The sequence below is a fragment of the Actinomadura physcomitrii genome, assembly GCF_008923205.2.
Taxonomy (GTDB): domain Bacteria; phylum Actinomycetota; class Actinomycetes; order Streptosporangiales; family Streptosporangiaceae; genus Spirillospora; species Spirillospora physcomitrii.
Window position 1 is genome coordinate 27990 of record NZ_WBMS02000031.1, and the last position, 24223, is coordinate 52212.

General features: G+C 66.5%; 23 protein-coding genes. 19 read left to right on the forward strand and 4 right to left on the reverse strand.

Annotated elements, in window-relative coordinates:
* Positions 1-235 precede the first annotated feature (235 nt).
* The 5 genes from F8568_RS31535 (at position 236) to F8568_RS31555 (ending at position 5846) form a co-directional block, all read left to right on the forward strand.
* On the forward strand, positions 236-1153 hold the full coding sequence (locus tag F8568_RS31535) for an SMP-30/gluconolactonase/LRE family protein (protein ID WP_160573825.1): 918 nt from the start codon (positions 236-238) through the stop codon (positions 1151-1153).
* A 56-nt stretch (positions 1154-1209) separates the two neighbouring features.
* Positions 1210-2013, forward strand: a complete 804-nt coding sequence (locus tag F8568_RS31540; RefSeq protein ID WP_160573826.1) for an SDR family NAD(P)-dependent oxidoreductase — start codon at positions 1210-1212, stop codon at positions 2011-2013.
* Positions 2014-2196: 183 nt separating this feature from the next.
* Positions 2197-2691, forward strand: a complete 495-nt coding sequence (locus tag F8568_RS31545; RefSeq protein ID WP_151597340.1) for a nuclear transport factor 2 family protein — start codon at positions 2197-2199, stop codon at positions 2689-2691.
* 138 nt (positions 2692-2829) lie between these two features.
* A complete protein-coding gene (locus F8568_RS31550; protein WP_202125587.1) occupies positions 2830-4281 on the forward strand; it encodes an MFS transporter in 1452 nt (483 codons plus the stop codon).
* A 128-nt stretch (positions 4282-4409) separates the two neighbouring features.
* Positions 4410-5846, forward strand: a complete 1437-nt coding sequence (locus F8568_RS31555) for an ABC transporter substrate-binding protein (RefSeq protein WP_160573827.1) — start codon at positions 4410-4412, stop codon at positions 5844-5846.
* A gap of 164 nt (positions 5847-6010) precedes the next feature.
* Here the strand turns inward: F8568_RS31555 and F8568_RS31560 are convergent, their stop codons facing one another.
* Positions 6011-6772, reverse strand: a complete 762-nt coding sequence (locus tag F8568_RS31560; protein ID WP_151597342.1) for an SDR family NAD(P)-dependent oxidoreductase — start codon at positions 6770-6772, stop codon at positions 6011-6013.
* A gap of 87 nt (positions 6773-6859) precedes the next feature.
* The gene (locus tag F8568_RS31565; RefSeq protein ID WP_151597343.1) at positions 6860-8377 is read right to left on the reverse strand and encodes an aldehyde dehydrogenase; all 1518 of its coding nucleotides are present in this window, start codon (positions 8375-8377) and stop codon (positions 6860-6862) included.
* Positions 8378-8587: 210 nt separating this feature from the next.
* Here F8568_RS31565 and F8568_RS31570 point away from each other — a divergent pair, with 210 nt between their 5' ends.
* The 7 genes from F8568_RS31570 to F8568_RS31600 all read left to right on the forward strand — a co-directional run bounded on the left by F8568_RS31570 (position 8588) and on the right by F8568_RS31600 (position 14711).
* Positions 8588-9850 (forward strand): NAD(P)/FAD-dependent oxidoreductase, encoded by a 1263-nt coding sequence (locus F8568_RS31570; RefSeq protein WP_151597344.1) that lies wholly within the window; start codon positions 8588-8590, stop codon positions 9848-9850.
* 41 nt (positions 9851-9891) lie between these two features.
* A complete protein-coding gene (locus F8568_RS31575; RefSeq protein WP_151597345.1) occupies positions 9892-11136 on the forward strand; it encodes a cytochrome P450 in 1245 nt (414 codons plus the stop codon).
* Positions 11137-11186: 50 nt separating this feature from the next.
* Complete coding sequence (locus F8568_RS31580; RefSeq protein ID WP_151597346.1) at positions 11187-12434, forward strand: cytochrome P450; 1248 nt, start codon at positions 11187-11189, stop codon at positions 12432-12434.
* Positions 12435-12474: 40 nt separating this feature from the next.
* Positions 12475-13257: an SDR family NAD(P)-dependent oxidoreductase gene (locus F8568_RS31585; RefSeq protein WP_151597347.1), complete on the forward strand. Its 783-nt coding sequence runs from the start codon at positions 12475-12477 to the stop codon at positions 13255-13257.
* A gap of 35 nt (positions 13258-13292) precedes the next feature.
* The gene (locus F8568_RS31590) at positions 13293-13616 is read left to right on the forward strand and encodes a 2Fe-2S iron-sulfur cluster-binding protein (RefSeq protein WP_151597348.1); all 324 of its coding nucleotides are present in this window, start codon (positions 13293-13295) and stop codon (positions 13614-13616) included.
* 45 nt (positions 13617-13661) lie between these two features.
* On the forward strand, positions 13662-14378 hold the full coding sequence (locus F8568_RS31595; RefSeq protein WP_151597349.1) for a GntR family transcriptional regulator: 717 nt from the start codon (positions 13662-13664) through the stop codon (positions 14376-14378).
* Positions 14379-14510: 132 nt separating this feature from the next.
* A complete protein-coding gene (locus F8568_RS31600) occupies positions 14511-14711 on the forward strand; it encodes a hypothetical protein (RefSeq protein ID WP_151597350.1) in 201 nt (66 codons plus the stop codon).
* A gap of 87 nt (positions 14712-14798) precedes the next feature.
* Here F8568_RS31600 and F8568_RS49875 read toward each other — a convergent pair whose 3' ends face one another.
* Both F8568_RS49875 and F8568_RS31610 read right to left on the reverse strand, forming a co-directional pair.
* Positions 14799-15212 (reverse strand): Zn-ribbon domain-containing OB-fold protein, encoded by a 414-nt coding sequence (locus F8568_RS49875; protein WP_151597351.1) that lies wholly within the window; start codon positions 15210-15212, stop codon positions 14799-14801.
* The gene (locus tag F8568_RS31610) at positions 15209-16342 is read right to left on the reverse strand and encodes a thiolase family protein (protein ID WP_151597352.1); all 1134 of its coding nucleotides are present in this window, start codon (positions 16340-16342) and stop codon (positions 15209-15211) included. Before F8568_RS31610 ends, F8568_RS49875 begins: the two co-directional genes overlap by 4 nt.
* Before the next feature lie 114 nt (positions 16343-16456).
* On the opposite strand from F8568_RS31610, the gene F8568_RS31615 reads away from it, so the two are divergent.
* From F8568_RS31615 to F8568_RS51480, 7 genes are all read left to right on the forward strand, one after another.
* Positions 16457-17917 carry a CoA transferase gene (locus F8568_RS31615; RefSeq protein WP_151597353.1) on the forward strand — a complete coding sequence of 487 codons (1461 nt, stop codon included), beginning with the start codon at positions 16457-16459 and terminating at the stop codon, positions 17915-17917.
* Between the two features lie 47 nt (positions 17918-17964).
* On the forward strand, positions 17965-18768 hold the full coding sequence (locus F8568_RS31620) for an enoyl-CoA hydratase/isomerase family protein (RefSeq protein WP_151597354.1): 804 nt from the start codon (positions 17965-17967) through the stop codon (positions 18766-18768).
* 34 nt (positions 18769-18802) lie between these two features.
* A complete protein-coding gene (locus tag F8568_RS31625) occupies positions 18803-19906 on the forward strand; it encodes a CoA transferase (RefSeq protein WP_151597355.1) in 1104 nt (367 codons plus the stop codon).
* A complete protein-coding gene (locus F8568_RS31630) occupies positions 19903-21114 on the forward strand; it encodes a CaiB/BaiF CoA transferase family protein (RefSeq protein ID WP_151597356.1) in 1212 nt (403 codons plus the stop codon). Before F8568_RS31625 ends, F8568_RS31630 begins: the two co-directional genes overlap by 4 nt.
* A gap of 14 nt (positions 21115-21128) precedes the next feature.
* Positions 21129-21347: a hypothetical protein gene (locus F8568_RS31635; protein ID WP_151597357.1), complete on the forward strand. Its 219-nt coding sequence runs from the start codon at positions 21129-21131 to the stop codon at positions 21345-21347.
* Entirely contained in the window at positions 21344-22552 is a 1209-nt protein-coding gene (locus F8568_RS31640) for a thiolase family protein (protein ID WP_151597358.1), read from the forward strand. The genes F8568_RS31635 and F8568_RS31640 overlap by 4 nt, the downstream gene beginning before the upstream one ends.
* Before the next feature lie 547 nt (positions 22553-23099).
* The gene (locus F8568_RS51480) at positions 23100-24101 is read left to right on the forward strand and encodes a transposase (protein ID WP_160573828.1); all 1002 of its coding nucleotides are present in this window, start codon (positions 23100-23102) and stop codon (positions 24099-24101) included.
* Positions 24102-24223 lie beyond the last annotated feature (122 nt).

Consider the following 24223-nt stretch of genomic DNA (forward strand, 5'->3'; position numbering starts at 1 on the left):
CGATCCTCCAACGTGACCCGAACGTGGGCGTGTCGTACGCCGCTGAGGCACCAGCGTACGCCGATCTCGTCACGGAGGTCCATACGTATGGCACGCACCTCCAGGGAGGCCGATAGCGGTGGTCGCACCAAATGTTTCGCCCGCGAAATCTCGTTCGGTGCCCTGACGTGCGCCTCCGTAACGTCCGTCTCGGTGAGGGGAGGGCGGAAACGCGAGCCCCGTTGAGGAGCAGGTGGTGGTAGGTCTGATGGTGGCGAACCTGGAGACGGTTGCATCTGGATTGGTGTTCCCGGAAGCACCGCGGTGGCATGAGGGTCGGCTGTGGGTGTCTGACATTCCCGCTCAGGAGATCGTCGCGGTGGGGCCGGACGGCGTGGTGGAGCGCATGCACGAGGTCCCGGGCCGGCCGGGCGGGTCGGGGTGGTTGTCTGACGGCAGCCTGGTGGTCGTCTCCGCGAACGACACCACCCTGGTGCGGTTCGACCCGGCCGGCCGGCGGTCGGTCTACGCGGACCTGAACGGCATCGTTCCGGCGCGCCTCAACGATCTCATCGTGGATGCCCACGACAGCGTATGGGTGGGCAACCTGGGTTTCGAGTTCGCCCCGGGGTCGCGCGTCCGGCCGACCCAGCTCGTCCGTGTCGATCCTGACGGCGCGGCGGCCCCCGTGGGGGAGGAGGTCTGGTTCCCGAACGGAATGGCGATCACACCTGACGGTGCCAGCTTGTTGGTCGCGGAATCATTCGCGCAACGGATCAGCGCCTTCCCCCTCCAGCCGAGCGGAGAGCTTGGCCCCCGCCGCACCTGGGCGGCGTTCGGGTCCGCTCCGGTGCCGTGCGATCCAGTGGAGTTCATGGCTGCGGCCGTGATGCTGCCGGACGGTATGTGCCTTGATGCCGAGGGCGCCGTGTGGGTGGCCGATGCCGGTGGCTGCCGCGTTCTCCGGGTGGCCGAGGGCGGGGAGGTACTGCGGGAGGTGAAGGTGTCGACCGGCGATAGGGGAGTCTTCGCGTGCATGTTGGGCGGTCCTGACGGTGACACCCTCTACATCTGTTCGTCTCTGCCCATGCATCGGCACGCGGAGGCTGAGGTGTCGCGCAATGGTTCGCTGCTTTCTCTGCGGGCGCCCGCACCTCGGGCGGGCCTGCCGTGAGGACGCCGGCCGTCGCATGAGCCGCTGTAGTCAGCAGTGAGATCCAGGAGGAACTCTTGAGCACGTCTTCGGCGTTCTCGTTGAATGCTCGCGTGGCGGTCGTGACCGGCGCGAATAGTGGTATCGGGCGGGGGATCGCCGAAGCGTTGGCGAATGCCGGTGCGAGGGTCGTCGTATCGGGCCGGACGAAGGCGCGCAACGCCGAGGTCGTTGAGGCGATCACCGCCGCGGGTGGGGAGGCCGTCGCCGTCGAGGCCGACGTGACCCGCGAGGAGGACGTCGTGGGCCTGATCGGCCGGACGGTCGACGCCTTCGGGCAGCTCGACATCTGTGTCGCGAATTCGGGCGGCATCCTCGACGTGGGTGACGCGCCGTTTGTCGACATGGAGTACGCGATGTGGCGCGACGCGATGGCGCTGAACCTGGATGGGGTGTTCCTCTTCTACCGCGAGGCGTTGCGGGTGATGATCCCGGCAGGACGCGGCGGGGCGTTGATCGGTGTCTCCAGCATCTCGTCGATGCGTTCGCTGGGTGGCGCTGTGCACTTCAATGCGGCGAAAGGTGGCATGAACTCACTCTCCCAGGGGCTGGTGGATTATGTGGGTCGCCACGGGATCCGCATCAACACCATCGTCCCGGGTTTCGTGGAGACTGCCACGACCGCGCACATTTTGTCACAGGAAGACGTCCGGGCCGGGATCGAAAGGCGTATTCCGATTGGACGCGTCGGTGTCCCGGCCGACATCGGCGGGCTCGCGGTATATCTCGCTAGCGACCAGTCGGGCTACATCACCGGAACGACCGTCGTGGCGGACGGCGGGCAGTCGCAGATGATGCCCTGCGATGCGCCCGCCGGATAGCGCCCTTCCGCGATGATGGCGTCGCATCCAGCGCCGCCACGGTGAAGTCGGCGCATCGCCGGCCGAGCGTAACCGTTGCCACGCAGGCTATTTCGCCAGTGAAACGAATCGGCGCCTCGTGATTGGTTGCACCGCTACGATCGGTGCGCACCAGCCGCCGACGACGACGTGAGGTGAGCACGAGTGGACGTACAAGAACTCATCGACCGAGAACAGATTCGCGATGTGATTAACAGGCTCAGCCGCGGTATGGACAGGCTTGACGAATCCCTCCTTCGCGGATCGTACCACCCTGGCGCTTTCGACCGCCACGGCGCTACGGATGGCTTGGCGGAGGATTTCGTGAACCAGTTTCTCGCCAACAACCGCCTCACAGCGTTGTGGCACGGCATCAACAACGTCCTGATCGACTTTCACGGAAACGATGCCGCGCAGGCTGAGTCTTACGTCACCGCATACTGCTATCAAAGGGATGGTTCGGAGCCTCGCGGGAACTTGATCACGTATGTTGGCCGCTACCGGGACCGCCTGGAGCGCCGCGACGATGAGTGGCGGATCACTGAACGAGTGGTCATCCTTGATTGGAGCGAACAGCGCCCCATCGTCGAGAGCGACATCGCCGACAAATTCGTCTCCGGTCGGCGTGACTCGTCCGACCCCACCTATCAGTCGCTCTAGCCGAGCCTGGCCCGCCGCAAGATCGGTGTTCCCAGGTCCGCCTACTTTCGGCCGGGTTAGCGAAAATCGCGGTTCCCGGGATCGGGTGAAGTAGAGACGCAAGTCGTCGAAGCCCTACGCTCAAAATGGAGTGAACCGATGGCATCAAGTTCGCCGCGCAAGCCCCTGAACCCCTGGTGGGTGGTGATCGGCAGCGGCATCGCGACATCCGTCGCGCCCGGTCCGATGGTGCTGGCCACCCTGGGGGTCTTTCTCCTGCCGATCACGAAGGAGACCGGATTCTCCCGGGCGACCGTGACCGGGGCCTACTCGGTTGCCGCGATCGGCACGGCGATCGGTCTGCTCATCGTCGGGCGGCTGCTCGACCGATACGCGGTGCGCTACATTTCGGTTCCCTCGATGGTGGGTGTGGCACTGTCGATGGCCGGTATGGTCGTGGCCCCTCCGGTCGTCGCGGTGTACATGATCCCGTGGTTCTTCGTCGGCGTCTTCGCTTCCGGAGTCATGATCCCGTTCACCAAGGCGATCGTGTCGTGGTTTGACAACCGGCGAGGCCTCGCGATCGGCGTGCAATCCGGAATGCTGGGCCTAGGCAACTCCCTGACGCCCCTGCTCGCGGCAGCATTGATCGTCGGCCTCGGATGGCGGGGAGCGTACGGTGTGCTCGCCTTGATCACCCTCGTGGTCGGCCTCGGCGCAATCACCGCGTTGGTTCGTGTCCGCGCTGAGAAAGACGTCCGCGGGAGGCTCATCAAAGAGACCCAGGAGAACGGTCGCGAGATCAGTCTGGGGGTGCCCGGTCTGACGTCCATGGAGGCGCTGCGCAGCCGTCACTTCTGGTTGATCTGCTTTGGACTCGGACTTGTCGGGATCGTTATCACCGGCGTCCAGGTGAACCTGGTTCCATTGATGAGTGACCGCGGTCTCCCTGTCAACGAGGCGGTATTCCTGCTCACGATCATGGGAATCGCGTCGACTGTCGGGCGCGTGATCGGTGGCTTCATCCTCGACAGAGTCCACGCGACGATTACCGGCACCATCGTCATCCTGGCGCCGATCGCCGGGCTGTTCTTCCTGCACCCTCCCTTCGGATCCGTGGCGGTCGCCGTAGCACTCATCGGACTGGCATTGGGGATCGAGCTCGACCTTCTCCCACTGCTCGTCACGCGCTACCTCGGCATGCGAGCCTTCGGCGAGATCATCGGTGTGCTCCAGGCCGTGTTCGTCATCGGAACGGCATTCGGTCCACTGCTTCTGGGAGTTGGGTACGACACTTTCGGCTCCTACGATCCGGTGATTCCGGTTCTGATTGGGGTGCTTGTGGTAAGTGCGCTACTGATCGCCGTACTCGGAAAGTACAGGTACCCCGCGGTCAAGGGCTTCGACAAAGTCGCGCAGCAAGATGAACTCGCTGCCGCGGAACTCCTGAGCGAGATCGCCGAGAATGAGGGCCCCGGACGTCAGGCGGAGCCCGGCAGGACTCGACAACGCGGGCCGAGTAGCTCCTGGTGTCGGCGGCTTTCCCGGGTCCTGACCGTCCCCTGTGGAGCACAGCTTCTTCGGTTGAATCATTCTGATAGAAGGGATTGATGATGAAACGTCGTGCGTCGTGGGCGGTTTCATTCGCGTTGCTGATGGTCGTGGCCGGCTGTAGCTCGAGCGGAGGCTCAGCGGGGGAGGGGGCGGATTCGACTCCGACTCCCGGTGGCACATACACCTTGCTCGGTACGTACGACCCGACAAGCCTGGATCCGATCAAGCAAAGCGCGCTGAACGGTTCGCTCGGCAGCGGCGGCGACTACATGGCGGGGTTGTACGACATGCTCGGCTACGTCGACCCGAAAAGCGGAAAGGTCGTCGCCAAGACCGCCAAGTCGATCACCACGACCGATGGGCTCACCTGGACCATCACCCTGAACAGTGGCATCACGTTCAGCGACGGCACACCTTACGACGCGGCTGCCGTTGCGTTCAACCTCGAACGGGAAAGGAAGCCTGGTACCGCCCAGGCACAGACATTCTCGACGATCAGCAGGATCGCCGTCGTCGATCCGCTGAACGTGCGGCTGACGCTGAAAACGCCGAACTCGCTGTTCGACCGGATTCTGGTGTCGGCAGCCCCCTTCGTGGCCTCGCCGGACGCGGTCAAGGCCGCCGGCGCCAAGTACGGCACCGTCGGCACGAAGATCGTCGGGGCCGGGGCGTTCGTGCTGGACAAGTGGACACCCGACTCCGAACTCTCCTTTTCCAAGAACCCCAAGTACTGGGACGCGCCACACCCTTACGTGGAACACTACGTCTACCGCATCATCACCGATGAGCAGACCCGGTTCAACGCCTTCGCCTCCGGCGAGGGCGATGCGACCTTCTCCCTCGAGCACGACTTTGGGGCGCAAGCCGTGGACGCGGGCGAGAAGCAGCTCACCGCCCCCAAACTGTCGACGGAATGGATGATTCTCAACGAGACGACCGCGCCGTTCAACGACCCGCGTGTACGCAAGGCGGTCAACATGGCCATCGACCCCCAGCAATTCAACTCGGTGATGTACCAAGGCAAGGGAACGATCGCCCGGACGTTCCTCACCAAGAACCACCCCGACTACGACCCCAACGCCCGGCTCCTCGGCTACGACAAGGGCGGCGCGCAGTCGCTTTTCGACGAGGCGGCTGCCACCCTGGGCGGCCCGGTTCGCTTCCGCCTCATGTGCGCGCCCGGCGTCTGCGCCAAGGCCGAAGCCATTCAGTCGCTCCTTGCCGGTTACCGGAACGTGCAGGCCACAGTAGATGTCCGGCCCGCGGCGGACAACTTCCCCGCAGTCGCCCGCGGTGACTACGAGGTCGCGATCTTCAGCCAGACCATGCCGGCGTCGTTCGAACCCTTGGTTTCCACCTACTGGCGTTCCGGCCAAGCCCGCGTCGCCCAGGGCGATCACCCTGCTGTCGACGCGGCCATCGACCAGGCCCGCGGCGCGCTGGACGAGAATCAGCGCGAGGCCGCTTACCGCACACTGCAGGAGGCTATGGTCAGCGGATCCCACGTCTGGTTCCTGCCGGTCGTCCCACCCGCCAGTTCGGTCGCCGTGGCCAACCGGGTACACGGAGCGCGCCTGCTGGTCTTCGGTATCTCGCCCGAAGAAGTCTGGGTCGACCACTGACCACGGTGACTGCGGCCGGGCCGGTGAGTCGATCTGACCGGCCCGGCTCGGCGCCGGCGAGGGTGCGGGGCCTCGTGCGCAAGCTGGCCCAGATCGAGCACTAGGCCGCAACCTGCTGAGGATGCGCCGACGATCCGGATTGCCACGGCCGGCGGAGGGTTCGCTCATCCAGCCGCATAGCCACCATCGACGGGCAGCGGGACGCCGGTGATGTAGGACGCCTGGGGCGAGGACAGCCAGACCACGGCGTTCGCGACTTCCTCCACCGTCCCGATGCGCCGGAGCGGGGCCAGTTGCCGCAGGTGCTCTTCCACCCCGGGGTTCTCCTTGATGGCGCGACGCACCATGTCTGTGGCGATGGTGCCGGGTGCGACAGTGTTGACCCGGATGCCGGCTTCGGCGAGTTCCATCGCCGCCGTCTTCGTGAGGTTGATCAGCGCGGCCTTGGTTGCCGCGTATGCGCCGGTCATCGGGAAGCCGGCCAGCCCGGTGCCCGACGATGTCAGCACGATCGACCCCCCGCGGCCCTGCTTGATCATTGCGTGGGCGGCGTGCTTGAGGCACAGCCAGGTGCCGGTGAGGTTGACCGACACCATCTGCTCCCAGTCATTTTTGTCGACGTCGATCAGGGGGGCCTGCCCCAGCGCGATGCCTGCGTTGGCGTGCAGGATGTCGAGCCTGCAGAAGGTTCGCACGGTGAGGTCGACCGTGGCCGACACCTCGTCGTCGTTCGCGATGTCGCATCGGGTGGCCACTGCTTTCCCTCCGGCCTCGGTGATCTTCGCGGCGACGGGCTGGGCGTCGTCCCGGTCGGCGACGACGACGGAGGCGCCGGCGGCGGCGAGCGCGAACGCACTGCCCCGGCCGATACCGGTCGCCGCGCCCGTGACGATGGCGACGAGACCCTCGAGGATTCGGTCACTCATGACTCCGCTGCTCCTTCATCGGCCGCAGCCGGCATACGGCCGGGATCGGTACGGTCGCATCGAGGGCGATGACACGTCGGTCGAGCCTCATCGACCGAACTGGTGAACGGTCCCGTGGTCGATCCAGACGGTCTTGGGTTCGGTGTACTCGTTGAGTGCGTCCAGGCCGAACTCGCGACCGACGCCGCTCGCCTTCATCCCGCCGAACGGGGCCGTGTTGGTCAGCAACCGGTGCACGTTCACCCACACGGTGCCCGCGTTGAGGCCGCGGATGAGGCGGTGGGCGCGACCGACGTCCTGGGTCCACACCGATGCGCCCAGGCCGAACTGAGTGTCATTGGCGATGCGAACCGCGTCGGCCTCGTCCTTGAACCGGATGACGCCGGTCACCGGCCCGAAGATCTCCTCCTGCGCAAGCCGCGAGCCGTTGTCGACGTCGGTGAAAATGGTCGGCGTGACGAACAGCCCCCTGGCGAGTTCGCGGTCGTCCGGGCGCGTGCCACCGGAGTAGAGGGTCGCCCCCTCCTTTTGGCCGATCCGGATGTAGTCGAGGACCTTGTCGTACTGCGGGCGGTAGGCGACGGGGCCGACCTGGGTGGCAGGGTCCAGCGGGTCGCCGAGCCTGAGGCGTTCGGCGCGCTCTTTGAGAAGGCGGACGAAGTCGTCGTGGATCGCATCCTCGACCAGGATGCGGCTGGCGGCCATGCACGTCTGCCCGGTGGCGGCGAAGACTCCGGCCATGATCCCGTGCACGGTGTTCTCGAGGTCGGCGTCCTTGAACACGATGGCAGGGGACTTGCCGCCCAGTTCGAGAGAGACCCGCGCCAGGTTCCCACCCGCGGTCGCGGCGATGGCCTTGCCCGTGGGGACGGAGCCGGTGAAGCTGACCTTGTCGACGTCGGGGTGCCCGGCGAGTGCCTCGCCGGTGGGCCGGCCGTACCCGGTCACGATGTTCACCACGCCCGCCGGGAATCCGGCTTCCTCAATGAGTTCGCCGAGGAGGAGAGTCGATGTCGGCGTGACCTCGGAGGGCTTGATGACGATGGTGCACCCGGCGGCGAGGGCGGGGAACAGCTTCGGGGAGAGCAGCCCCAGCGGCGAGTTCCACGGGGTGATGGCCGCGACGACACCAACCGGCACCCGCTCTGAATAGACAGTCGCGTTCGGGTTGTTCGCGGTCACGGCGTCGCCGTGAACCTGCTCGGCGAGGGAGCTGAAGTAGCGGGCCTGGTTCGCGAAATAGTGGGCGCCGCCGAGCATCTCGGTGATGAGCTTGCCGTTCTCGTGGATCTGCGCGCGGGCGAGGTCCTCCGCGCGCTCGTCGATGAGATCTGCCAGCCGGCGGATCAATGCGGCCCGCCGGGCGGGCTGCACCTGAGACCAGGGCCCTTCGAACGCGCGCCGCGCCGCCTTCACGGCCTTGTCGACGTCCTCCGCGCTCGCGATGGGAATCCAGCCCCATTCCTGCCCGTCGAACGGGTCCGTACACCGAAAGTGTTCGCCGGTGGAGCTGTCGACCCAGTTCCCGTCGATGAGCATCTTGAAACGCTGCTCGATCGATCCTTGCGAAAACCGCGTGCCATCGGCGGACAGACTCTCGGCCATGATCGCTCCCTTGTGAACGACGGACGCGGAACAGTGTCATCGCACAGCGGGCTTCCGCGTATCCAGGATGTAGTACATACTACATCGGATAAAGTTGCCGTCAATGCGGCCGCGGTCCACGGGCCGGCCCACGGCGACACGTTGATGCTTGACGCGCATCGCGGCGATGCATAGCGTATGACGTAATCTGTCTGACAAAGGGGTTGAGGGATGGTCGGCTCATCGAGCGAGCGGGTGACCATCGTCGGTGGTGGAGCCGCCGGGGCCGAGTGTGCTGCGCGGCTGCGGATGGCGGACTTCGCCGGTGAGATCACGATCCTCTCCGCCGATGTCCACCCGCCGTACGAGCTGCCGTCGTTGTCGAAGGGGTATCTGTCCGGCGCGTCCGGCTATGACGAGGTGCTGCTGCGACCAGTGAGTGCGTATACGGAGCACGACATCGACCTGCAGCTAAACACGCGCGTGAAGAGCATCGACACCGCTCGCCACGAGGTCAGGCTCGACGACGGTCGCGTGCTCAGCTACTCGAAGCTCGTCCTCGCCACGGGCGGGCGACCGCGGCCGCTCCTGGTGCCGGGGGCCGCCGACTCCGCACATGTCTTCTACCTCCGTACGCTGAACGACGCCGACCGGCTCCGCTCGGTCATCACCCCGACCTCGAGCATCGCGGTCATCGGCGGCGGATATCTGGGCCTTGAGGTGGCGTCCGTGGCCCGGAGCATGGGTGCCGCGGTCACCGTCCTGGAGGGGCTCCCGCGGCTCCTGTCACGGGTGACCTCCCCTCCGGTGTCGGAGTTCTTCGCCCGGCTTCACCGCACCGAGGGCGTCGACCTTCGCCTGGAAGCCAAGGTCGAGCGCATCGAGGACACTCCGGACGGTCGCGTGACGATTCACCTCGGAGATGACGCGCCGATACGGGCTGACCTCGTCTTCGCCAGCATCGGGCTCTTACCGTCGGTGCAGCTTGGCATCGCGGCGGGCCTGGAGGCCGAGAATGGCATTCGCGTCGACGAGTACGGTCAGACTTCGGTTCCGGACGTGTATGCCGCCGGCGACTGCACGAGTCATCCCGACGCCCAGGACGGCGGATTCCGCCGCCTCGAATCGTTGCCGAACGCGATGGAGACCGCGGCCACCGTCGCTGCCTCGATCGTCGGGAACCCCGCGCCGTATGTCGCCGTTCCCTGGTTCTGGTCCGAGCAGTACGACGTGAAGTTGCAGACCGTCGGCGTCTACAAGCAGGGCGACGACGCCGTCGTGCGCGGCGACGAGCGCTCCGGAGAGCCCTTTTCCGTGTTCTACCTGCGTGGGGGCGAGGTGCGCGCAGCCGACGTGATTTCGAGCCCTCGCGACTTCGCTGCGGCGAAGACGCTCGTAGCCCGGCGAGTCGCGGCATCCGCGGCCGACCTCGCCGACCGGAGAGTTCCGCTCAAGGCGCTACTGCGGGCGACCGCGGCAGTGCCGTCGGCGTAGCCACCGTCTGATCCCATTTTGAGCCGAGGAGCCTGAAGAGGATGACCGCACCAGTGGATAACGATTTCGTCGTCCCCAACCTGATGCATGCCTCGGCGTTCGTCGACGGGATCCCGCACGACCTGTTCGACTACATACGGTCCCAACCGGGGCTGTTCTGGCTCCCCGTGGAGGAGAACACCGAGCACGGCGGCGTGTGGATCCTTACCCGCACCAAGGACATCCTCAAGGTCGAGGGCGACGGGGACCGCTTCATCTGTGGGTACGGGATCTCGCACCCGACGATGATGCGGCGCGAAGGCACCAAGCTCGACGACCAGCTGATGACGATGGACGGGGCTCGTCACGCGCGTGTTCGTAGGGTCATCGCGCGGGGGTTCGGGCCGCGGATGGTGGCGGGGTTCGAGCCGTGGATTCGCGAGATCGTCACCGAGACCCTGGACGAGCTCGTCGCGACCAAGGGGCCTTTGGACTACGTGCCCGCGGTCGCCGCGGCCATCCCGTGTCGCGTCATCGCCCGCATCCTCGGTGTTCCGCGCGAGGACGAGCCGTTCATCGTCCGGATCACGAACGATCTGTTCGCTGCCACCCAGGGTGAAGGCGCCGCCGACGCAGCCGCGAACGTGACGAGGGTTTTCCAGCAGGTGCACGACTACGTCGAGACCACGCTGATGCCGCTCAAGCGCGAGCACCCCGCCGATGACATGTCGACGGTACTCACGCAGGGGTACGACGCCGACGAGATCAGCCTCCGCGAGTGCCTGTCCCTTCACCAGCTGATCATGAATGCGGGTTTCGAGACGACGCACACCACCATCGGGCGGTCGATGTGGTTGATGCTGGAGGACCCGGAGATCGAGCGGAAGACCTGGGCGGCGCTGGACGAGGTCGGTTCCGGCCCGGTGGTGGACGAGTTCCTGCGCTACATCAGCCCGGTCATCGCGTTCCTGCGGGTCGCCGCGGAGGAGACCGAGGTGGCGGGGCAGAAGATCCGCAAGGGTGATCAGCTCGCGATGTTCTTCACGGCGGCCAACCGGGATCCGGAGACGTTCACCGACCCGCACACGTTCAACCCGTGGCGCAACGAAGCCGGTTCGCTCACCTTCGGAGCAGGCCCGCACCGGTGCCTCGGTGCGCCGGTCGCCCGCATGGAGGTGCAGATCCTGTTCGAGGAGATGGCCAAACGCAACATTCGCCTGCGCATGGCCGGCGAGCCCAAGCGCGGCTACAACAACTTCATCAACGCCATCGCCGAGATTCCGGTCGAAGTGATCAGCGGCAGCTGACCCGCATCCGGCTGACGCACATCTCACAGGCTGAGCGAAGGAGCTCGAAGATGACCACGAACGTGGACCGCGAGGTCGCCCTCCCCAACCTGATGCACGCCTCGGCGTACGTGAACGGGATCCCGCACGATCTGTTCGACTACATCCGGTCCCAGCCAGGTCTGTTCTGGTTTCCGGTCGAGGGCCCGATCACTGAGCACGGTGGCGTGTGGATCCTTACCCGCACCAAGGACATCCGCGAGGTCGACGGCGACGGGGAACGTTTCATCTGCGGGCTGGGACTCCTCCACCCGATGATGATGCCGATGGAGGACACCTTCATGGGCGACAACCTGATGTCGATGGACGGGGCTCGTCACGCGCGTGTCCGGCGGGTCATCGCGCGGGGATTCGGGCCGCGGATGGTGGCGGGGTTCGAGCCGTGGATTCGCGAGATCGTCACCGAGACCCTGGACGAGCTCGTCGCGACCAAGGGGCCTTTGGACTACGTGCCCGCGGTGGCCGCGGCCATCCCGTCGCGCGTCATCGCCCGCATCCTGGGTGTTCCTCTCGAGGACCGGCCGTTCATCGTCCGCATCACCACCGACCTGTTCGCCGCCACCCAGGGTGAAGCCGGCCAAGACGTCGTCGCGAACTTGACGAGGGTCTTCCAAGAGTTGTTCGACTACGTCGAAACCACGCTGATGCCGCTCAAGCGCGAGCATCCCGGCCAGGACATGTCGACGGTGATCACGCAGGGGTTCGACGCCGGCGAGGTGACTCTCAAGGAAGCCTTGTTCCTCCACCAGCTGATCATGAATGCGGGTTTCGAGACGACGCACACCACCATCGGGCGGTCGATGTGGTTGATGCTGGAGGACCCGGAGATCGAGCGGAAGACCTGGGCGGCGCTGGACGAGGTCGGTTCCGGCCTGGTGGTGGACGAGTTCCTGCGCTATATCAGCCCGGTCATCCATTTCGTGCGGGTCGCCGCGGTGGAGACCGAGGTGGCGGGGCAGAAGATCCGCAAGGGTGATCAGCTCGCGATGTTCTTCACGGCGGCCAACCGGGATCCGGAGACGTTCACCGACCCGCACACGTTCGACCCGTGGCGCAACGAAGCCGGTTCGCTCACCTTCGGGGCCGGGCCGCACCGGTGCCTGGGTGCCCCGGTCGCCCGGCTGCAGGTGCAGATCCTGTTCGAGGAGATGGCCAAACGCAACATTCGCCTGCGCATGGCGGGCGAACCCAAGCGCGGCTACTCCAACTTCATCAACGCGATCGCCGAGATTCCGGTCGAAGTGATCAGCGGCAGCTGACCCGCCTCAAACACACAGAATCGAGAGGGACCGAACGAGTATGGCCATCGACGGAACGGTCGTCGTCACAGGCGGCGCGAACGGCATCGGACGCGCGCTCGCAGTGGAAGGTGCGGCCCGCGGCGCGTCCATCGTCGTCCTGGACCGCGACGACGCGGCAGGCACGATCAAGGCTGTCGAAGCCGTCGGCAGCCGAGCCGACGCGTACGTGCTGGACGTCACGGATCAGGAGGCGTTCGCCGCCGCCGCCGAGGAGATCCTCGCGAAGCCCGATGACCTGACGACGGTCATCGCCAACGTCGGAGTCGGAGCGCCCGGCGCCCTGATCGACGTCGCGTTGGAGGACGTCGCTAGGGTGCTCGACGTCAACGTCGTGGGCACCTTTCGCACCGTGCGCACCTTCCTTCCCCGGCTGCGGGAAAGCGCGGAAAAGACAGGCCAGGCGCACGTGGTGATCACGGGCTCTGAGCACTCCCTCGGCCTGCCGCCGGACCAGGTGCTCGGCGCCTACACGGTCGCCAAGCACGCGCTGCTCGGCTTGGCGGACGTGCTGCGCACCCAGCTCAAGGGCACGGGCGTCTCGGTGACGCTGCTCGCGCCCGGGTGGACGACGACGCGTGGCGTCCTGGCGTACCTGGAACAGGACCCCGCCGCTGCCGAGACGGTGTACCCGGTGGCTCAGTCGCCGGAGGAGGTCGCCACCGTCGGCTGGGACGCCATCGAAGCCGGGCACTTCCTGGCTCCGACGAACCTGCACTCGGAGTCCATCGCTCAGGAGCGCATAGCCGAGATACAACGCGGATTCGCCGCGCTCCGTAAATGACGTCGACATCTTGCAACCCGGAAAGGGGTACGGACGTGCCCAAAGTGACCTTGCACTACCCGAACGGCGAGGTCCGCACTCTCTCCGTCGACAATGGCCAGTCCGTGATGAAGGCGGCCACCGCCAACATGGTCCCCGGCATCATCGGTGAGTGCGGCGGTGAGCTCACCTGCGCTACGTGCCACGTCTTCGTCGAGCCGGAATGGCTCGACCGCCTTCCGGGGCAGGAACAAGAGGAGGTGGACATGCTGGATCTCACCAGCGAAGAGCCCACCGAGTGCAGCCGCTTGTCCTGTCAGATCGTGATGTCACCCGACTTGGACGGCTTGGTCGTACGTCTGCCAAAAACACAACGCTAGGATGATGACGCTCGCCGAGCGTCGGCGAAGAGAAACGGGGGTCCCATGGCGGACGACGTCTCCCTGCGCATCCCGAAGCCGGATGCGTCCGTGACCGAGCTTGTCGTGACAAAGGTGCGGGAGGCCATCACCTCGGGCGCGCTGGTAGCCGGGCAGAAGCTGACCGAGCGCGAGATGATGGAGCGCACCGGAGTGAGCCGGACCTCCGTGCGTGAGGCGCTGCGCCACCTGCAGGCGCTAGGGCTGGTGGAGCCGGCTCCGGGCCGTGGCCTCATCATCCCGGCACTCGACCGGGAAGCGATCGAGCACATCTACGAGGTGCGCGAAGCTATTGAGCCGACGGCGGTGCGGCTGTTCACGGTCCGGGCTACCGACGAGGAAATCGAGCGCTATGCGGAGTTGGTCTTCGGTAAACGGCCCTCTGGGACCGAGGTCGCGCCCGAGGCATGGCCTGAGGCGTGGCGAAGGAACCTCGACGCGGACCGTCTCGTCCTGGAGGTGGTCGGCAACCCGCATTTCTCGCGGCTGATGGAACCGCTTTACGCGCGCATCCAGCAGCTTCGGGGGCTCTCCGCCGCGTCACACGAGCGCGCGAGAGCAGCGACGGCGGAGATGGAGTCCGTGGTAGCCGCGATACGTGCTCGTCAACCGCGCAAGGCGGAGAAAGCGTCACGGCGGCACATCGAGGCGGCCCGAGCGTCGGTGCTGCGCGTCGTCGACGAACACGAGCAGAAGGCCGCCGGTCTGCCCGGCCGGTTCTGAAAGGTCATCTGTGTCGGACGATGCTGGAGTGTCTCGAACTCCCGCAACGCGTCCGAAACGGCGTCGGCACGCGGATGTGGTGCGTCCGAGGTCGCTCTCGGTTACCAGCTGCCCCGGGTGGCAGGTACCAGCGTGAGCAAGGGAAGTACGGCAAGCAGCCCGGCCATGCTGTCCCGGGTCGTGCGCGAACTGGACGAGCTCGGCCTGTTCAGCCGCCTGCCCGACCCCCGGCCTGCGTGCGGTCCGGCTCGAATGCATCCACGGATGGACAACGAACTGCTCCCAGCGCTCGAAGCTCTAGAAGAACAGCTCAAGCCTGCGCGCGCTACCTGACGCCCGGGCTGAACGGTCCGTCGCCGGCATCGTCGACGATGACCTTGAAACGGCCGAATCCTCCGGACGCACGTGACTGCGCAAGTCCTACCGTTTCTCGAACTGCAGAAGGCTGAAGTCCGCGTTGACATCTCTGAAGGACGCGACCAGGGGCATTCCGATCTCGATCTCGTCCAGCGGGATCGCGAGGCGGGTTTCGAAGACCGGTCCGGCGTCGGTCTTCACGCGGCCGATCGCGTAGGGAATCTCGTCGGCGAAGGCGGGGTTCATGGCTCGCCGGTAGATGACGAAGCTCCACAGGGTGGCGAACGGCTCGATCCGTGTCCATGCCTGGTTTTCCGACCAGCAGTTCGCGCAGATCGAAAGGGGCGGGAAGCGCAGCGTGTCGCAGGACGGACAGTGCTGGGCCACCAACTCGTGGCGTTGGCAGGCTTCCCAGAACGGCAGGATCAGTGGGTTGTCCAGGTCCGGTGTGATCTGGTTCGAGTAGTGGACGCTCACTGGTTCACTCCTAGAATCGCCGCGCCGCCCTTGTGGAAGGAGTGTGAGGCGCCGAACAGCGCCGTTTCCACACCCGGCACCTGACGGTCGTTTCCGGCGGTGCCGCGCAGTTGCCGGACCGCTTCGATGAGGTGGAGCCAGCCCCACATGTAAGCCTCCGAAAGCTGACCACCGTTGGTGTTCACCGGAAGGTCACCACCGGGAAGGGTGTGTCCTTCCGCGACCCACGCGGCCCCTTCTCCAGGCGGCGCGAAGCCGTAGGCTTCGATCATCTGCAGCGTCGTCAGCGCTGTCGGGTCCTGGAAGTAGAGCAGGTCCATGTCCTTTCGCGAGAATCCGCAACCTGACCACAACCGGTCGGCCGCTCGCCTGAGATACGGCCGGAGCAGGTAGTCGTCCGCGTAGAAGTCGCCACGCATCTCACTGTCCTGTGCGATGGCGTGCAGGTAGACGGGCTTGGTGGGGAAGTCCGCGGCACGTTCCGCCGATGTCAGGATGACCGCGGCGCCGCCGTCGGAGATCATCGTCACATCCTCCCGGCGCATCGGCTCGATCATGTAGGGCCGCGCGAGGTAGTCGTCCAGGCTCATCGGGTCACGGAAGATCGCGAGTGGATTGCGCTGCGCCCATTCCCGCGCCGACACCGCGATCATGCCGAACTGCTCGTCGGTGACACCGTAGGTGTGCTTGTAGCGCTGTAGGGCCATCGCCATGGGGCCCGCGATGTGCATGTAGCCCGCGACCCCGGCCAAGCTGGAAAAGCTGCTGTTGAAGCCTCGCGGCCCTTTGGCGGAACGAGAGTTCGACCCGTACGCGAGGCACACCGTGTCGGCCGTGCCGCTGAGGATGACCTGTGCGGCGTAATGGAGCGAGAACAGGGCGGTCCCGTAGTCCAGCGTCGAGGTGAACTGCGGGCTGACACCGAACAGCGGCGCCAGCTCGCCCTCGGTGTTGTGCCCGGTGGCGGACTTGCCGGTGATCAGCCCGTCGATCTGCTCCCTGGCGAGCTGAGCGTCCTGGAGTGCCGCGGAGATCGACTGGATGGCGAGCTGCTCCGGGGATCGGCCCGGCAAAGTGCCTTGGGTCGTGTTACCGATCCCCACGATCGCGACCTTGCCTGCGGTACCCATCAACTTCCTCTCGGCCGGCGATGACTCACGAGACTACTCGTGCTTGCAGCAGCAGCTCGCGCTCAATAGTATGTCAGACGTAAGCCGACAGACAATTGAGTCCTCGGGAGCGAGATGACGCAGGCAGAGTGGCCGATGGCGCGCACCTACCTTGATGACGTGTGGTCCACACTGGGCGGGAATCCGTCCTACCTGGACGATGTGCACATCAGCGGCGAGGGTGAGCTGCAGTCGCCCTACGCCATCACGGACCTCGCTGCGGCGTCGTTCGCGACCATCGGGGCGGCGCTGCGCGAGCTGTTGGGCGAGTCAGGTGCTGCCGCGCCGACCGTTCGCGTCGACCGTCGCATGTCGGCATCCTGGTACTACATGATGGGGCCCGCTGTTCCCCTTGCCGCGGAGAAGCGCAGCGCGCACAACTTCCGCCCGTTCCGCACCGCCGACGGCAGGCTGCTGCGCGTGCAGTCCGGCTATTACGTCACTCAACGCCGCCGCCTCATTGAGGCGCTCGAGGTGGGTGAGGACCACGACGCCATGGCCGCCGTCGTGGAGAAGCACAACTCGGACGAGATCGTTGAGTACCTGGTCAGCCGAGGCGTCGCGGCCGCGGTCAACCGCTCCGTCGACGAATGGCGCCAGCACCCAGCGGGTCGCGCCGTGGCGAAGGAGCCCATTGTCGGCGTGACCGTCCACCCGAGCGACGTGACCACTTCGTGGCGTCCGCTGCCTGGTCGTCCTCTGGCCGGCATCAAGGTTCTCGACCTCACTCGCGTCGTGGCCGGGCCGACGGCGACCCGCTTCCTCGCCGCGTGCGGCGCCGAGGTGTTGCGGCTCGACGCTCCCGGGTCAGACGAAGCGAAGACGCCCTATGGCGGTGGTTCCCTGCTCTGGCTCGGCAAGCGGTTGGCGTTGCTGGACCTCAAGAGCGCGGAGGGACTTGCCCAGTTCCGGCGCCTGCTCGCCGACGCCGACGTCCTGGTCCACGGCTATCGGCCCGGTGGGATCGACGAGATCATCAGCGAGGAAGAGCGCCGTCGCATCAAGCCCAATCTGGTCGAGGTCGCGCTTCGTGCGTACGGGTGGGAAGGGCCGTGGAAGATGCGGCGCGGATTCGACACGATCACCCAGTGGGGCTCGGGCATGTGCGACGAGACCCAGGCATGGGCTCTGGCCGATCCGGAGCGCAGGCTGCCGCTCGATCAGATGGGTGAACTGGTCGACGCGTCCATTCCCCGGCATCTCGTCGCATCGGCGCTGGACGTGGGTGCCGGCTATCACATGGCCGCCTCTGCGATCCGCGGTCTGACCAGGCGTCTGACGACCGGGGCAGGCTCGACGAGCCGGCTGTCGCTGGCGAGGACCGCAACGATGCTCATCGAGGCGCCGCGCGTGGAGGCGTCGGAGTGGATGAAGCTGCCGGTGCGGGAGCGGGTCGGCGAGCGGGTGTACTGGGATCCCAACGCCGGGCCGTCGCGCCGGGCCGCGATGCCGGTCGAACTGACAGACAACGTCTTGTACTGGGACCGCGGGGTCGAAGGCATGGGCGCGTCCAGGCCCGTGTGGTCGTTCGCCTGATCTGTCGGATCACACCCCTAGCTGCGGACACACCTCACGGAGGATCAATGACGGACGTGACCACCGACGAGTCGACCATCCTGGTCGAAGACAAGGGCCACTGGGCTCTCGTCACCTTCAACCGGCCGGAGAAGCGCAACGCGTTCAACACCGCGATGCAGCGTCGCCTCGTGGAGGTCTACGAGGAGCTGCTGGACAAGCGCGTCATCGTGCTCACCGGGGCCGGGAACGCGTTCACCGCGGGCATGGACATCGTCGAGGTGCACGAGATGCGGGGTGAGACGCCCACCGGCCGCCGTCCCAGCGGGAGGGTGGATCTGTGGTTCGAGGTCCACGAGCAGTTGCGCCGCCATCCCGCGGTCTTCATCGCCGCGGTCAATGGTTTCGCTCTCGGCGGCGGGTCGACGTTCGTCAACAACTGCGAACTCGCCATCGCCGCCGAATCGGCGTACATCGGCACGCCGGAGATCGGGTATGGCGAGTTCCCGCAGCCGGCGGCTCCGGCGATGCTTCAGCGGATCCTGCCCAAGCACGCCGCGGAGATCGTGTTTCTCGCCAAACGCGTGGACGCGCAGACGGCGTACCGGATGGGCATGGTCAACGAGGTCGTGCCCGATGACGAGCTCATCCCCCGTGCGGCCGAGATGGCCGAGCACATCTCCCAGTTCGACGACATCTTGCTCGACTGGGCCAAGAAGGGGTTCCGCAGCATGGTCAACGCGTCCTGGGACGACGCGATGGAACTCGGCCGCTCGACGTTTCAGGGGATCCGTGCGAACCGTCAGGAAGTCAGCGGGTTCTCGATGGGCGACTTCGCCGCCGGCGGGCGCTCGTCCGGCCAAGGCACCTGATCTGCGTGCACCTCATCCCCACGAAAGGAACAACGTGGCTCCCACGATGAAGGCACTACTCGAGCCGTCGATCAGGGTGGTCGAGCTCGGCGAGAGCTTGGCGGGCTCCTACTGCGGCAGGCTGCTCCAGCAGTTGGGCGCCGGCGTGACGGCCGTCGAGCCCACTCGGAGATCCCGTCTTCGCAGCATGCCGCCGCGGCTGCCGGGCAGCGACGTCTCCGCCACCTACACCGCCCTCACCGAGGGCAAGCGGATAGTGCGCGCCGACTTCGACCAGCCGGCCGGACGCGCGAGCATCGAAGAGCTGCTCGCCGGTGCCGATGTGGTCATCATGTCCGGAACCCTTCGGGAGTGGGAGGAACGCGCGCTCAGTCCCGCCGACGTCCGCCGCCTCGCGCCGACCGCGGTCGTCGGCCGGGTGACGACCTTCGGCGACGTCGGGCCCTACGCGCAGTGGGCGGGCGGCGAGCTGCAGGCACAGGCACTGGGCGGCCTCATGAACATGATCGGCGAGCCCGATGCGGAACCGATCCGCATCGGCGGCTACCCCGCGCAGTACTCCACCGGGCTGGCACTGCTCGCCGGCATCTCCCTCGGCCTGTTCCGCAAGGACAACGCCGGGCGGGGATCATCGTTCAGCACTTCCGTCATCGAGACCGTCGCGCACATGGAGTGGAAGACCGCGCAGACCTATGCACAGGAAGGCAAGATCGCAGTCCGTGGCTGGCGGCAAGACCCGCCTCTGATTCTCCCGTGCCGCGACGGCTTTTTCGCCTTCTTCTACCTTCCGCATGACTGGGACGTCGTCCGGAAAGTGGTCCAGGACCCCCGCCTCGACGACGAGCGCTTCTCCACCCAGCCCCTCCGCCAGGAGAACCGGGACGAGCTCGTCGCCGTCCTCACCGAGTTCACGCTCCGGCACAACAAGGTCGACCTCTACCACCTCACCCAGGCGCACCGGATGACCACCGGGTACGTGGCGTCGATCAGCGACCTCTTCGCCGACAGGCAGTACTTGTCTCGTGGCTTCTTCGATGACGTCGAAACGCCCGGGTTCGGCCCGGCCAAACTGCCCGGCGCCCCCTGGCGCTGGGTGGCTGCACCCGCGCCCCAGCCGCAGGAAGGACAGGTGGCATGAACACGCCGATCCTCGACGGGGTGAGAGTCTTCGATCTCAGCATCGTCACCGCCGGAGCCGGGTGCACGCAGGTGCTGGCCGACTTCGGCGCGGAAATCATCAAGATCGAGTCCGCGACCAAGCCGGACCTGTTCCGCGGCTGGTACCAACCGAACACCACGGAGGGCGACCTCGACGGCAGCGGCTTCCGCACGGTGAACCGGAACAAGAAGGCATTCGGGGTGGACCTGAAAAACCCCGAAGGTCTCGCGGTCGCGAAGCGGCTGATCGCCGAATGCGACGTCGTCGTGGAGAACTACCGGCAAGGGGTTCTCGCCCGCCTCGGTCTAGGGTTCGACGAGCTGGTGAAGATCAAACCGGACATCGTGCTCGTCTCCGTCGCGAGCCAGGGCACCACCGGCCCCGATTCGCGGTACGGCTCTTTCGGCAGCCCGCTGGACGCGCTCGGGGGCTCGATGTCGGTCACCGGGTACGACGAAGCCCACCCACTGTGGTCGAGCCAGCAGGTCAACTACCCGGACCAGACCGCCTCCATCCTCGGGCCGGCGCTGATCGTGCTGGGCATCAGGGCCGCCCGCGCTGCCGGTGAGGCGCGCTGGATCGACATCTCCCAGCGCGAGATCGTGACGGCGCTGCTGCCGGAGGCCGTCCTCAACTCCTCGCTCGGCGGCGCGGACCCCATCCCGCAGTGCAACCGCGGCTACGACAGTCTCGAGTGGGCGACCGCGTGTGCCGGCGAGGACAACTGGCTCGCCGTCTCTCTCACCGATGAGGCCGACCGTGCCGAGCTGGCCAAAGCCGTCGGTGCGCAGGACACAGTCGATGACGACGCGCTCATCGAGGCCGTGGACCGTTGGAGCCGCACGCGCCCGCGGGCGGAGGCTGCCGGGGAGCTGCAACGCCTGGGGATCGCGGCAGCACCCGTGATGCGCGGGTTCGAACTGCGCGACGACGGCTACTTCCAAGACATCGGCTACTTCCAGACGGTTGAGCGCGAAGGGCATGACCCGGAGCTCCAGCGCGGCTGGATCGTGCGATTCGACGACAACGCCGACGCGGGTGCCATCTCCCGGCGCGCACCCCACATCGGGGAGCACACCGCCGAGATCATGACGGACATGCTCGGCTACACCGTCGCCGAGGTCCAGCAGCTCTCCGACAGTGGCGCGATCACCTATCCGGCCGACAGCCTTCAACTGGCGCACTGAATGGAGGCACATTCGTGGCCTACAGACTGAGTTGCCCATGCACCGAGCTGTTGTACGGGCGCACCGAGGAAGAGATGGTGGAGGTCGCCGCCGCCCACGCTCGCGACGTCCACTCCCGGGAATACACCGCCGCGGAGATCATGTTCATGGCGATCTCGGTGCCCGACTCTTTCCTGCCCGACGACCTGCGGGGTAATCCAAGTTCAGATCCCCACGAGAGGACAAGTCCGTGACCGAAGCTGTCATCGTCGAGGCGGTGCGCACCGCGACCGGTAAGCGCCACGGGTCGCTGTCGGGCTGGCACCCGGCCGACCTGCTCGCGGCCACCCTGACCGAGCTGGTCAAGCGGACCGGCATCGACCCCGCGCTCGTCGACGACGTGATCGCGGGCTGTGTCAACCAGGTCGGTTCGCAGGCGCTGAACATCGGCCGTTCCGCGGTGCTGGCCGCGGGCTGGCCGGAGAGCGTCCCGGCGACCACGATCGACCGGCAGTGCGGTTCGTCGCAGCAGTCGGCGCACTTCGCCGCGCAGGGCGTGATCTCGGGCGCCTACGACATCGCGATCGCTTGTGGTGTGGAGAACATGACCCAGATCCCGATGCGCGCGCAGGTGTCGGACCCGGCTTACGGCCAGCCGTTCGGCCCGCTGGTCGACGCGCGGTATTCCGACCGGGAGAACTTCGGCCAGCGTGGCCGGATCAACCAGGGCCTCTCGGCCGAGCTGATCGCCCAGAAGTGGGGCCTGTCCCGCAGGGATCTTGACGAGTTCGGTGCCCGCAGCCAGCAGCGCGCCGCAGAGGCGACCAAGCAGGGACTGTTCTCCGACGAGATCCTGCCGCTGAGGGCCAAGCGGATCGACAAGGAGACCCGGGAACTGGTCGAGGACGGCAGCACGCTGTCCGCGGACGAGGGCATCCGCCCCGGCACCACCGCCGAGAAGCTCGGAAACCTCAAGCCTTCGTTCACGCCGGAGGGTTCCATCACCGCGGGCAACAGCTCGCAGATCAGCGATGGCGCGTCCGCGATGCTGATCATGTCGCGCGAGCGTGCCGAGCAGCTGGGCCTGCGCCCGCGGGCCCGGTTCCACTCGTTCGCGCTCGCCGGCGTCGACCCGATCATGATGCTGACGGGCCCCATCCCGGCGACCGAGAAGGTGCTGAAGAAGGCCGGTCTCACCCCGGGCGACATTGATCACTTCGAGGTCAACGAGGCGTTCGCGTCGGTCGTGCTCGCATGGCTGAAGGAGAACCCGGTCGACCAGGCGAAGGTCAACCCACTCGGCGGCGCCATCGCGCTGGGACACCCGCTGGGCGCCTCCGGCGGTCGCCTGATGACCACGATGCTCTACAACCTCGAGCGCACCGGCGGCCGCTTCGGCCTCCAGACGATGTGCGAAGGTGGCGGCCTGGCCAACGCCACAATTCTCGAGCGGCTCTGAGGATTTGAAGCGGACGGCGGGGTGCGGATTAGATCAGCTGTAGAAAGATAGCCACTTCGCCGGGTGGCTGTCCGGGCGACTTGACGATCTCGCCACGTAGTCGGCAACGGGTGTGGTGGGGCGGCCGATCAGCGCACGTGGCTCGCCGGCTGTCTCGCCGATGAGCCCGTCCTTGGTGTTCGTGTCCCAGTACGACGACGGCGAGTGAGAGGTCCAGCCCACAGACTGGTAGCAGGGGTCGAGGCGGGGCCCAGACGCCACAACGTGACCCAGAATACTGGGCACGATTGGTCTCGGACGCATGAGGGCGGCCGTGGAAAGCGGTTCTGATCCACTTGTCGTGAATGACCACGCAGCGTTGCTCGAACCAAGGATCCTGGAGCGTGTGACTGTGAGGCGCTCTCTCCCTTCTCTGTCCACCTTGAGTTCCTGGCCGTCGAGCAGGTCACGGCGGACGGACTGGCCGTGATGATCTCCACCCGGACGACCACGGCCGAGGCCATCTGCCCGGGCGGCGTGGCTGCGTGAGCATCCTGGCGCCGAGCTGGTGTGCCGCGACAGTGGCGGGGCGTATGCGGAGGCCGTGCGGACCGCTGCGCCGGACGCCGTGCAGGTGGCAGACCGCTTCCACGTCTGGAGAAACGTGTGCGAGGCGGTGGAGAAGTGCATCGTGCTCCACCGTGCCTGCCTGCCCGACCCTACCGGCCCGGACCAGGCGCAGCAGGCGACGTCGGTTCCGCAGAGCCAGGGCGCCGCGGCGGCTGCTCACGCCGAGTGGGAAGGTGTGCGGGTCGCCAAGCGGCGCGAACGGCACGCGGCTGTGCACGAGCTGCTGGGCAAAGGCGCAGGGATCTCCGCGATCGCCGAAGCGCTCGGCCTGGACCGCAAGACCGTGCGGCGCTACGCCCACGCTGTCGCGCCTGAGGACTTGGCACCCGCCCGCGGCGGACGACGCGGCACTCGCGTCGACCCGTTCCTGCCCTACCTGCATGAACGGAGGAAACAGGGCTGCACCGACGCCGCCCGGCTGTTCACCGAGATCCGCGAACGCGGCTACACCGGCAGCCAGCGCACCGTCCGCCGTCATCTGCAGGCCGTGCGCGCCAGTGGGAAGCCGGCCCCAAAGGTCACCAAGCAGCTCAGCGTCCGCCGCGCCACCCACCTGATCACCAGCCACCCCGACCACATGGACGAGAACGCCACCCTCCGGTTGAAGAAGCTGCTGGCACGCTGCCCCGAACTGGACACCGTCGCTGCCTGCGTGGCCGCCTTCGCGCAGATGAATGGCCGACCTGGACGGAAGCCGGCTGCCTGGCTCGAACAGGCCGAGGCCACCGGCTTCCCGCCCCCTGAAAGGCCTGGTCAACGGCATCCGCCAAGATTTCGACGCGGTGACGGCGGGATTGAGCGTGCACTGGAACTCCGGCCGCGTGGAAGGCAACGTCAATCGGATCAAGCGGATCAAAAGGGACGGCTATGGGCGCGCGTCCTTCGAACTCCTGCGCCTCCAGATCCTTCACGCCGGCTGAGCGTCGGCGACTGTAGGTGACCGGTTCACAACAAGTGGATCAGAACCGTTCCAAGACGGCCATTGACACCTCGAGGACGGCCATGGCCTGGGGGAGTGTGAGCGCCTTGCTCGGCCGCCCGGTCTTCCCTTGGGTGTGGTGA

What these genes read in the sequence shown, in the direction of transcription:
- F8568_RS31630 (WP_151597356.1), top strand. Translation starts at nt 19,903, where the DNA reads ATGAACACGCCGATCCTCGACGGGGTGAGAGTCTTCGATCTCAGCATC.
- F8568_RS31580 (WP_151597346.1), top strand. Translation starts at nt 11,187, where the DNA reads ATGACCACGAACGTGGACCGCGAGGTCGCCCTCCCCAACCTGATGCAC.
- F8568_RS31610 (WP_151597352.1), bottom strand. Translation starts at nt 16,342, where the DNA reads ATGGGTACCGCAGGCAAGGTCGCGATCGTGGGGATCGGTAACACGACC.
- F8568_RS31570 (WP_151597344.1), top strand. Translation starts at nt 8,588, where the DNA reads ATGGTCGGCTCATCGAGCGAGCGGGTGACCATCGTCGGTGGTGGAGCC.
- F8568_RS31550 (WP_202125587.1), top strand. Translation starts at nt 2,830, where the DNA reads ATGGCATCAAGTTCGCCGCGCAAGCCCCTGAACCCCTGGTGGGTGGTG.
- F8568_RS31620 (WP_151597354.1), top strand. Translation starts at nt 17,965, where the DNA reads ATGACGGACGTGACCACCGACGAGTCGACCATCCTGGTCGAAGACAAG.
- F8568_RS31565 (WP_151597343.1), bottom strand. Translation starts at nt 8,377, where the DNA reads ATGGCCGAGAGTCTGTCCGCCGATGGCACGCGGTTTTCGCAAGGATCG.
- F8568_RS31595 (WP_151597349.1), top strand. Translation starts at nt 13,662, where the DNA reads ATGGCGGACGACGTCTCCCTGCGCATCCCGAAGCCGGATGCGTCCGTG.
- F8568_RS31615 (WP_151597353.1), top strand. Translation starts at nt 16,457, where the DNA reads ATGACGCAGGCAGAGTGGCCGATGGCGCGCACCTACCTTGATGACGTG.
- F8568_RS31575 (WP_151597345.1), top strand. Translation starts at nt 9,892, where the DNA reads ATGACCGCACCAGTGGATAACGATTTCGTCGTCCCCAACCTGATGCAT.
- F8568_RS31585 (WP_151597347.1), top strand. Translation starts at nt 12,475, where the DNA reads ATGGCCATCGACGGAACGGTCGTCGTCACAGGCGGCGCGAACGGCATC.
- F8568_RS31560 (WP_151597342.1), bottom strand. Translation starts at nt 6,772, where the DNA reads ATGAGTGACCGAATCCTCGAGGGTCTCGTCGCCATCGTCACGGGCGCG.